This is a genomic window from Pseudomonadota bacterium (genome assembly GCA_030859565.1).
Taxonomy (GTDB): Bacteria; Pseudomonadota; Gammaproteobacteria; order JACCXJ01; family JACCXJ01; genus USCg-Taylor.
Window position 1 is genome coordinate 1 of the sequence record JALZJW010000144.1, and the last position, 9,093, is coordinate 9,093.

The 9,093-nt window shown below is 60.6% G+C and carries 15 protein-coding genes and 1 tRNA gene; 11 read left to right on the forward strand and 5 right to left on the reverse strand.

The window, feature by feature from the left end:
• The 4 genes from M3436_16965 to M3436_16980 form a co-directional block, all read left to right on the forward strand.
• Positions 1 to 197: hypothetical protein (locus M3436_16965; GenBank protein MDQ3565723.1), on the forward strand; the 197-nt coding region annotated here is incomplete at its 5' end.
• Between the two features lie 22 nt (positions 198 to 219).
• Entirely contained in the window at positions 220 to 1,038 is an 819-nt protein-coding gene (locus M3436_16970) for a DUF2793 domain-containing protein (protein MDQ3565724.1), read from the forward strand.
• Between the two features lie 5 nt (positions 1,039 to 1,043).
• Positions 1,044 to 2,066 (forward strand): hypothetical protein, encoded by a 1,023-nt coding sequence (locus M3436_16975; protein ID MDQ3565725.1) that lies wholly within the window; start codon positions 1,044 to 1,046, stop codon positions 2,064 to 2,066.
• A 12-nt stretch (positions 2,067 to 2,078) separates the two neighbouring features.
• Complete coding sequence (locus M3436_16980; protein ID MDQ3565726.1) at positions 2,079 to 2,327, forward strand: hypothetical protein; 249 nt, start codon at positions 2,079 to 2,081, stop codon at positions 2,325 to 2,327.
• Positions 2,328 to 2,383: 56 nt separating this feature from the next.
• Here M3436_16980 and M3436_16985 read toward each other — a convergent pair whose 3' ends face one another.
• Positions 2,384 to 2,998 carry a hypothetical protein gene (locus M3436_16985; GenBank protein MDQ3565727.1) on the reverse strand — a complete coding sequence of 205 codons (615 nt, stop codon included), beginning with the start codon at positions 2,996 to 2,998 and terminating at the stop codon, positions 2,384 to 2,386.
• A 484-nt stretch (positions 2,999 to 3,482) separates the two neighbouring features.
• Here M3436_16985 and M3436_16990 point away from each other — a divergent pair, with 484 nt between their 5' ends.
• The 3 genes from M3436_16990 to M3436_17000 all read left to right on the forward strand — a co-directional run bounded on the left by M3436_16990 (position 3,483) and on the right by M3436_17000 (position 4,374).
• On the forward strand, positions 3,483 to 3,707 hold the full coding sequence (locus M3436_16990; protein MDQ3565728.1) for a DNA-binding protein: 225 nt from the start codon (positions 3,483 to 3,485) through the stop codon (positions 3,705 to 3,707).
• Positions 3,704 to 3,931, forward strand: a complete 228-nt coding sequence (locus M3436_16995; protein MDQ3565729.1) for an integrase — start codon at positions 3,704 to 3,706, stop codon at positions 3,929 to 3,931. Before M3436_16990 ends, M3436_16995 begins: the two co-directional genes overlap by 4 nt.
• Before the next feature lie 227 nt (positions 3,932 to 4,158).
• The gene (locus M3436_17000; GenBank protein MDQ3565730.1) at positions 4,159 to 4,374 is read left to right on the forward strand and encodes a hypothetical protein; all 216 of its coding nucleotides are present in this window, start codon (positions 4,159 to 4,161) and stop codon (positions 4,372 to 4,374) included.
• A 170-nt stretch (positions 4,375 to 4,544) separates the two neighbouring features.
• Here the strand turns inward: M3436_17000 and M3436_17005 are convergent, their stop codons facing one another.
• The 3 genes from M3436_17005 to M3436_17015 all read right to left on the reverse strand — a co-directional run bounded on the left by M3436_17005 (position 4,545) and on the right by M3436_17015 (position 5,536).
• Positions 4,545 to 4,706 carry a hypothetical protein gene (locus M3436_17005; protein MDQ3565731.1) on the reverse strand — a complete coding sequence of 54 codons (162 nt, stop codon included), beginning with the start codon at positions 4,704 to 4,706 and terminating at the stop codon, positions 4,545 to 4,547.
• A gap of 222 nt (positions 4,707 to 4,928) precedes the next feature.
• Entirely contained in the window at positions 4,929 to 5,237 is a 309-nt protein-coding gene (locus M3436_17010; GenBank protein MDQ3565732.1) for a hypothetical protein, read from the reverse strand.
• Positions 5,234 to 5,536 (reverse strand): hypothetical protein, encoded by a 303-nt coding sequence (locus M3436_17015; GenBank protein ID MDQ3565733.1) that lies wholly within the window; start codon positions 5,534 to 5,536, stop codon positions 5,234 to 5,236. Before M3436_17015 ends, M3436_17010 begins: the two co-directional genes overlap by 4 nt.
• Before the next feature lie 322 nt (positions 5,537 to 5,858).
• Between M3436_17015 and M3436_17020 the strand changes: the two genes are divergently transcribed.
• The 4 genes from M3436_17020 (at position 5,859) to M3436_17035 (ending at position 8,033) form a co-directional block, all read left to right on the forward strand.
• Positions 5,859 to 5,946, forward strand: a tRNA-Ser gene (locus M3436_17020).
• A 306-nt stretch (positions 5,947 to 6,252) separates the two neighbouring features.
• A complete protein-coding gene (locus M3436_17025) occupies positions 6,253 to 6,630 on the forward strand; it encodes a DUF123 domain-containing protein (protein ID MDQ3565734.1) in 378 nt (125 codons plus the stop codon).
• A gap of 671 nt (positions 6,631 to 7,301) precedes the next feature.
• Entirely contained in the window at positions 7,302 to 7,520 is a 219-nt protein-coding gene (locus tag M3436_17030) for a hypothetical protein (GenBank protein MDQ3565735.1), read from the forward strand.
• Positions 7,521 to 7,784: 264 nt separating this feature from the next.
• Positions 7,785 to 8,033, forward strand: a complete 249-nt coding sequence (locus M3436_17035) for a hypothetical protein (protein MDQ3565736.1) — start codon at positions 7,785 to 7,787, stop codon at positions 8,031 to 8,033.
• A 111-nt stretch (positions 8,034 to 8,144) separates the two neighbouring features.
• Here M3436_17035 and M3436_17040 read toward each other — a convergent pair.
• Positions 8,145 to 9,093 (reverse strand): hypothetical protein (locus M3436_17040; GenBank protein ID MDQ3565737.1); only part of this gene is annotated, 949 nt, incomplete at its 5' end.

The window sequence follows — 9,093 nt, forward strand, 5'->3', positions numbered from 1 at the left end:
TAGAGCGCTATGACCTCGAAATCCTCAACGGCTCGACGGTGGTGCGGACCTGGACCGATCTCACGAGCGCGAGCCAGGTGTATACGAGCGCGCAGCAAGTGACGGATTTCGGGAGCAACCAGGCGGCGGTGAGCGTGAAGGCTTATCAGAAATCGTCCATCGTGGCCCGGGGCTATCCCGGCAGCGCGACGGTTTGATGAAATAAACTAGGGGATCACCATGGCGACAGAACTGCTCGCGCTCGACGAGATTTCATCGAGCCAGTCCCAGAAAGAGACTACGCACAACGCCGCGCTGCGCCAGATCGAGGGGCGCATGGTGCGGGCCAAGGACAGGGACCTCACCACGCCGCCCGGCTCCCCGGCCAATGGCGACACCTACATCATCCCGAGCGGTGCGACCGGGGTGTGGTCCGGCAAGACCAACCAGATCGCGCATTTCTACGGCGGCGCCTGGGTCTACTGGGTGCCGATCGAAGGCGTGCGGTTGTGGCTGATGGACGAAGATCTCGAATACGCGTTCGACGGCACCAACTGGGTCGTCAACGCCGGCGCGGGACTGACTCCGCCATTCACGGACACCACCGCCGTCGTCAAGGGCTCGGCCGACGCGACGAAAAAAATCCGCTTCGAGGTCGATGGTTTAACGACGGCCACGACGCGCGTGCTGACCGTGCCGGATGCCGACATGACGCTCGGCGACAACGTCTACCTCGCGGGCAGCATGTACAACGGCGCGCCGACCGCCTCGCTGATCATGCTGCACCATGTCGTGACACGCCAGGTCATCTTTCCCTCGGGTCTTACCGGCAGCCAGGGCAAGGCGGGCACAGCCGCCACGGCCCAGACCGACTTTGACATCCAGAAGAACGGATCGAGTGTCGGCACCATGCGGTTCGCGGCCGCGGGCACCAGCGCGACCTTCATCATGGCGAGCCAGCAGACCTTTGCTGCGGGCGATATTTTGAAAGTAGTGAGTCCTGCCTCACCTGACGCAACACTGGCCAACATCACGTTCACACTATCGGGCACGAGGTAAGACCCATGACCCTAAGATTCACCGACAGCTTCGACCACTACGCCACGGCGGCCCTCACCGAGAAGTGGACCAGCATAACCAATGTCCCAACTATCAGCGCTGGCAATGGGCGCCGGAGCACTGCCTCATTCCGCAACGCCACCAATGTCCTTGGAACGGCAACGAAAACTCTAGACGCCCAGGCGACTTGGATAATCGGATTCTCGTTCAAGATGGCATCCTCCCTGCCAGCGGCCTCAAGGGCGATGGTGGGCGTGCTGGATGCCGGCACAGACCAATGCGACTTGCGCGTCAAGGCGGACGGCACGATGGAGATCACCCGCAACGGAACTGTGCTCGGGACCACCACGTATGCGCTCAGCGTCGGCAGCACCTATTACATCGAGTTCAAGGTGGTCATCCACGACACGACCGGCACCGCGGAAGTAAAAGTAGATGGATCGAGCAAGCTCGCGCTCACGAGTGTGGACACCAAGAATACCGCCAACGCCACGGCCAATCAGGTTCGGATCGGTCCTGGTGGCGCTGCCACTGGCTTTTGGGACTACGACGACGTTTATATTTGCGACGGCGCCGGCTCTGTCAATAACAACTTCCTCGGCGATTGCCGCGTGGACGCCTACGCCCCGAACGGCAACGGGAACAGCTCGCAGCTCGTGGGCTCGGACGGCAACTCGACGGACAACTACTTGCTCGTGGACGAGAGCGCACCGAACGACGACACGGATTACGTCGAGTCCGCGACGGCGGGGAACAAGGATACCTACACGGTGGCCGACATGAGCCACACGCCGAGTTCGATTTTCGGCGTGCAGATCCTCGCCAATGCGAAGAAGGACGACGCCGGCGCCCGCAGCGTTGCGACCGTGACCCGCTCCGGCGTCACGGATTTCGACGGCGCGACGCAGGCGCTTTCGACGAGCTACGTCTATTATTCGGACATTCGGGAGACCGATCCCAACACCTCGGCGGCCTGGACCAAGACGAATTTCAACGCGGCGGAATTCGGGGTGAAGGTGGCGGCGTAGGCTAAGTTAGAGATGACCGTCAAGCGCACGACCCAGGTCCCGGTCGAGAGCCTTTCGCAGGTCGACCCGAAAGCGCGGGCATCTCAGCTCCCGGTCGAGACGCTGTCTCAGGTCACGCCCACCGCCCGCGTGAGCCAGTCGGCCCTCGAAGTCTTAAGCGCCAACGCGCTCAAGGCGTCTATCTCGCAACTTATCGCCGAGGTCCTGACCTCGAACGACAACGTGGCGGGGTCGCAGCCGGTCATGTTCATCCTCACCTAATCCCCGTAGGGGCGGCCCTTGTGGCCGCCCTCTTAGGGCAACCACGAGGGTTGCCCCTACGAATCCTCCTCATTGAGCCGCCGATGCAGGTGCGCCAAGGCTTCAGAGCCCCATCCGGAAACTATGCTGTACGCGCGGTTATATCGATACCGCCACGCCCCCCTCCTCCATTCCCCCAGGCTCACGCCAATCGCATCGCAGAGCACCGATGCTCTGAGCCTGCCGTACCCGCTCCCGTTGCACGCCAGGCAAGTGCCCGGCTGCGGCGCGTAGACAATCATCCTTCCTTGACACTCCCCGCACCGCGGGGGCTCGCAATACTCCCAGACCGCCAAGGCCGCGATGCGCCGAATCCGCTCGCTAAAGCAGTGACTAGTGGCTAGTGGATAGTGCACAGCGGATTCGCTATCCACTTCCCCGCTATCCACTTCCCTGCTGTTTTTCCACCCCTCGAGTTTCGCCAGCCGCCATAGCCGCGCCTCGACGAGTCCGGGCAGCAGCGGCTCCGGGAAACCGGCGAACGCCGCGAGCGCTGTGCGCTGGGCGTTCTGGGGCGCTCCGGCGAGGCCCGCGGCGATGTCGAGGGGAGTGAGGGCGTTGAAACCGCCCCCGCGCGAGATGAACGATTGGATCTTGGGATTGAGACGGGCGAGCGATTCGGCGGCGGACATAGGGGGGGTATTCCTCGGGTGGCTGGGCCCTTGCCTATAGCGGCAAGGGCCGTGCCCGATGGAGCGCGGGGTAACTCAGTCCGGCCCAGCCCGCTCGATGACCGTCGCGATCTCCGTGATCGCCTTCGCAACCTCCGAGTAGATGCCTCCATAGACCGCGGTGGCTAGCAGCGCGCCGATTAGAATAAACATTCCGTATTCCTTCATCGCCTTTCTCCGTTCCGCTTAGGTTGAGTGCCCGGCTTTTCACCGGGCTTGGTAGCTTAGGGTTCTACTGTCCGCCGGGCCTTTTAGGGGAAGTCCTCTGCATGTGCACCCCAGGGTCTCGTTTAGGCCAGCACCCCTCAGGCCGCGGCGTTTGGGGAACGCCTGCTGAATCCCCCGCTGTTAAGGTCGCGGCCACCTGTACTATATGATACACGAACGCGTACAAAGTTCAAGTACTATATAGACTATGAACGTGAATTAATCTAAAATTGTTTGGATGAGTGAGTGGATCGGCGCGGCGGAAGCCGCTAGGCGTGCCAGGGTGTCCAAAGAATGGATCATTAAGCTTTGCCAGAAAAAGCGGATTCCGGGCGCGCGGAAGTTAGGTCCGAAGCCGAGCGACCCGTGGCTCATCCCCCCCGGCGCCAAGATCGAGCCGACCGGGCTCGGCCGGCCGCTCCGGACGCTGGAGATCCCGAAAAGCAAAGGAGGCAAGCGATGACGACGATGATCCGCGAGGTCTACGAGGCCCTGAAAGAAGCCGGCGCGTCCGAGGAGAAGTCGGCCGCGGCGGCGGAAGCGATAGAGGGGGTCCGCGAGAGCGAGCGTTTCCGCCGCCTCGAAGCCGAAATCTCCGAGCTCAAGGGCGAGGTGAATCTCATCAAGTGGATGCTGGGATTCAACCTCGCCGTCTCCACCGCCGTACTGTTCAAGCTGCTGCTATGAAAGGGAGCGGCCCGCTCCGGACCCTCGATGACCGAGACCGATCCTCGCCATGACCGCACTCATCCCTTATCCACAGATTTAGTGGATAACCCTTGGGACAGTCTTGGGACAATTGCCAGCGGCCGAAGCGCCGCCTGGCTTTTTCGCGGATGCCTAATTTTGCATCACCCCGCGCATAACCGGCGTACAATGTCGGCCCTACCGATGAAACGAAAAACGAGGGATGTATGACGAAACCTAAACCCAAAACCACCGCGGGCGGATTGAAGAGGGCGCCGCTGAAAAGCGCGCCCGCGCAGTCGCGCACGACGCCCAGGACGGCCAAGAGCGCTACGCAGGGATCAGCCGCCGGCAGGGCGAGTACCCGAGCGCCCGCGAAGCCGGCGAGAAGCGGAGCGAGCCCCGGCAAGCAGCAGGGCCGGCGGGGTGCCGCGGCGCGCTAGTCCGCCGGGAACGTAGCAGCCCCACCTTGGCGAGGTCCCTGTGTATACTGTGTAGCGCTATTTGTTCGTTTCACTACCTACAAATGGGGCGGCGCGGTAAAGGAACTTTCCCTCCTCCGCCGCGCCGATTGCTTGCGGTCCCCCATTCCTACCGTTCGTCCGATTCTTTGTCACGCCGCCTTCTCAACCTGAATCCCGAACTCCTCGCGGGTCTCGACCTCGCGGGCCACCACGCCGAGCATGACGGCGAGCGTCGTCCAGCCCTCGACCCGGACGTATTGCTTGCCTTGGATCGTGACCGAGAGCTTCTGCGTTCGAATCACCTCGGCCAAGACGCCGGCGATGGCCGCCGCGCCCTCGACGAGCGCCTTGGGGTTCGTTGCCTGAAGCGTCCCCCAGGGACACCGTGCCGGCCGTGACCGGCACCACCGCCACTTCTTTGCTTGCTACTCCTTTCCTGTCCATACTATCCACTCCTTATTGTTCGTACGCACTACCTACAATGTGGACGGCGCGGGGGGTTTGTTCGCGCAATTAACCTCCGCGCCGATCGATCACGCCGCCGCCTCATGCTTGGCCATGTCGTGGGCGTGGCGCTCCACAAGCTCATCTATCGGCACCCGTCCGTCCGAGGCCGGATACCCCCGGCAGGCGAAGCGGAGCGGCTTCCCGTTTTGCCAAGCCAAAGTGCACGGTTCGCAGAGCACTGCGCTGGCGCCGTCGCTCGGCAGGCCGCAGACAAAGCACCCCCAGCCGTGGCCCGCTACCTGGCCCTTCACCTCGATCATGATGATATTGACCACCCCCGCCGTTCCTTCGCAGATGCAGCAGGGGCCGAGGTCTTCGGGTTCGTCCTCGCTCACGCCGCCTCGTCGACCGCGACGCCGAGCAGATCCCGGTACTCCTCCACGGTGTACCAATCGAGCGGGTAGGGTGCGGAGCGCGGAATGACGGGCCGCGGGTCATCCCAACGGACGCCGAGAATGTACTCGCCAGGCTCGGGGCCAGAGGCGAAGTAGGCCACCGTTCCCCAAGCGCTACCGTTCGTCGGAAAGTTTTTAGCCGTCCGCGCCCGTACCCGCTTACCGATGAGCAGCCGGGTGTCCTCCGCGGTGAAATAGCGGCGCGAGGCCTGTCCTCGCGTGCTGGTAGCGGGGGTCATGGCGCATCCTCTTCGTCATCGCCACCGGAACACTCGGGCGTCAGGATGTGAGCGCAGTTCTCAATAGCGCTTTCGCCGTCCAGGCAGTCGCAGTGCCGGTTACACTCGGGACATGGGTGCATAGCAACCTCCTACCCCACACCTTAACGCGCGGATCTTGCCACGACCGGCCGCCGGCGCGCACGTATGTAAAGGAAGGGCGGCAACGTTACATACAGATAGCTATGTGTAAACTTCGCGGGCGGGAAAGCTTAAAAGCAGCGGACTTTTAATCCGAATGCGTTAAAATCCCACTCAACTTAAAAATTTGGCTCTCGCCTCTGGAGAGGTGGCTGAGCGGTCGAAAGCGGCGGTCTTGAAAACCGCTGTGGGGCAACCCACCGGGGGTTCGAATCCCTCCCTCTCCGCCATGCATAACAAGTAGTTACGCGTTTTGCCTCACCACCGCTTTATTATTTCATCGATTCACTGTCACAATATTGTCACATCCCGAAGTGACATGATGATAGCTCGTGGCGTTGGACCGAACGATGAGGCCCGCGGGCACTTGAGGATTGGGGTTCGGGAGTAGAGTCGTGCAACTGCGCCGTTGCTCACCGACGGAATGCCTCCCCGCGGGGAATATTTTTTTTGATTAGTATAAGCGCTGCGGCACCGACGTTTGGTGCGTAAAGCGCACTCCGATCGTTCACCGGTAAGGTGCTGCGGACATCACCATGATATCGATGCGCATAGAGTCGATAGCTGGCACACCGGAACGATTCAGCGATCACAAGAATGTGATGATTGAAGTGCCCGAAGGCAAAGGCGCTTATCTCTCGATCGTTTCGGTTAAACAGACTCAGCGCCTCGTCATCGGCCAGTTGGGGAGGTGCACGTTTATTCCGGGATTTTACGGGTACCTCGGAAGCGCCTGCGGCCATGGCGGCATCAGAGCTTGCATCAGCCGTCATCTTGCTTCCGTTGGCGAGCCCCACTGGCACATCGACTATTTTCTGGGCTTCGCCACGCCCATCGAGGTATGGTATGCCCTCTCTGATCGCAAGCTGGAGCAGGAGTGGGCTGAAATGCTTCAGCATTCGGGGAGGTTTTAAACCCCGATCGCGCGCTTCGGTGCATCGGATTATCGCCGCAGCCGAACGACGCATCTGTTTTATTCGAAACAACACCCTTCGTTTCGGTGGTTCGAGGGAAAGGTCAGGGAGGTCTTCAAACCGAGCATTCGACCGCAGCAAGTGGCGTTAGAGACAAGCTCCGGCGCCTGATGCTAGCCCAGGATCCTGTTAGTGAATGCCATGCAACGCGACAAGATTAAGCCTTGATGGTACTTATCGGCACTCGACTCCGAGCTTGACCGTTGCAGGCCCAAAACCACTGTTCGGTGCAAGCGGCAACGTTTATCGCTTCGTGCGGGACCCGATCGCGCAGGCCTTTGAGATTACCGGCTGCTGGATGAGACGACGACTCGTAACCGGTAGGTCCAATTCCGGCACACGGCTTGCCGTACCGAGGCCTGACGCGCTGCCGCTCCGAGGACCGGCGCGCAGCACTTTTCATTGCGTCAGCGATCCAAACGGCTATACGGGCCGATTATTCGAGCGTTACGGCCCGAGGCAAGCGGCGTGCTGATAAGAGAGCCAGTTCATCGCTACCACCCTAATGGGCGCTCACGAATTTTCGGGAACGACAGGTTTTTAACGATGTCGCTGGTAATATATATTGAAAACAGAGAGGGGCCTCAAGTAAAACCAAGCGGAGACGTTCTGTGGCGTTGAAATTGGAAAACAAAAGCGATGCAAAATCCGAATTCGTCCGAATAGTTGCATTCGCTGTAGCCATATACATGGCGGCCATGTTCCTCTTTGTGTGGATGTTTCCACAAACCGATACGGGCAGCGTGGAGTACGTCCTCATGGGCGCCTCACTCATTCTCGCTGTCATACTCAGTAAACTGTGGAAGTACGTGCGCGATAAAAAACGGTAGGCGGGAAAGCCGAAAGCGGAGTCACCGGTATGCAGTGGTCACGTGCCGATAGGATATTCGTTTTCATCACTGTAGTTTTAACTAGTGTAGGAGTTCTGCTCTCTGCGGATGAGAATCGAAAAAGCGTTTGGGATCTGAAAAACACCCGCTTCGGCATCAGCCTCGAATTACATCGCACCTATCACCGCGAAAGCCAGGGCCAGGGGAGAGTACCCGAAAGCCGGGCACAGGGACGGTGCCCGCTTGGCGCGCCGAGGATGCAACTTGCAGGTCCTCTTGCTCATCGCGACTCTCGCTCTGAGGGTGGCGTGGCTCATGGGCCGAGCGACCGAGATCACGAGACAGCATCGCCATTATCAAGCCAATACCGCGCGCGACCGGGTGGTTCTCTCTACGAACTTCCGCGGCCTTAAAGTCATCGACGACCCGTGGGTGACATTACGATGGCCAGATCTCCCCGCGGCACTGCACAGCTTGCATGAAATTATACAAAGTCACTGCTTGGCGGAGTAATTTTTGTGCAATATTCCTGGGGATCCCTCAGATTCTGACCCTATTGTCCGCACGCGGTCGGTCCAGACCGAAGGCCACGGCACCGGCTCGGGTCCTGCCCAGGTACGCTCGCTAACTCTCTCCGCGAGCGCTCACGAAAGCGAGTCTCACCCCCGCGTTGCTGGCACCCAAGTGGCGAAGGAACACGTACCAAAAAAGCGTGATGGCCAGCATCTCGACGGTCTCTTCGCACGCCTTGCCGAAGTGTCTGACCATGCCGAAGGCCGGCGCAAGCGCATCCTCCGGGATCCCGACTCCGGCATCAAGGAATTCGGCGATGAGTCTGTATATATTCCAGGGGTGGCCGGGCATCAGCCCTTCAATGAAATCAAGACCGACCGCGAACGCCTGGAGGCTGAGCGCCGCGATGACAAGCCACCGTAGCCCGGCTTCCCGTAGCTCCCGCCAGAGAAACACCAATATATACAGCCCGAGCAAACCGAATACCGGAACGAACACGAGCTGCCAGGGGTAACTCGGGAAACGCTCGAATACCGATCCGGGTGCGCGGGAGAGAACGTAAAAGGCACTCCCGAGCCGCTCGTGGATCTGCACCCCGTCATCGATCGCCATGTAGATGAAAAGCGTGGCCACGACGGCCCAGCCGCGGCCCCTCTGTGAGGCCGAACGAGCCCGTTCCGCGAAGTAGATCATAAGCGCGGTCAGCCCGGTCAGAAGCGTCTGGGTGGCCGCGAACCAAGACGCCGCGCTGTCTTCGCGGGTGATGTTGAAGAGGCGCCGCAGCGGTCCAATCGCTGCTCCTAGTCGATAGTTCATGACATAGTCGAGCAGGAGAAACGCGAGCCCAAGGAAAATGCCCATCCAAAGCACACGCCGAGCGACCCGCGCGAGGTCCAAGGTGAGGCCGGGGGCAGCGATATCGTCGCTTTCAAAGGTAAAGCGCATGTCCGCGTCTGAGGGCTTGATCAATTCAAAGCATACCGATCGCTCGAGCCGCTGCTGCAATTCCTCGTCCACTCCATGACCGACGATATAGAAGAACCCGTACTCGCGGCACGCC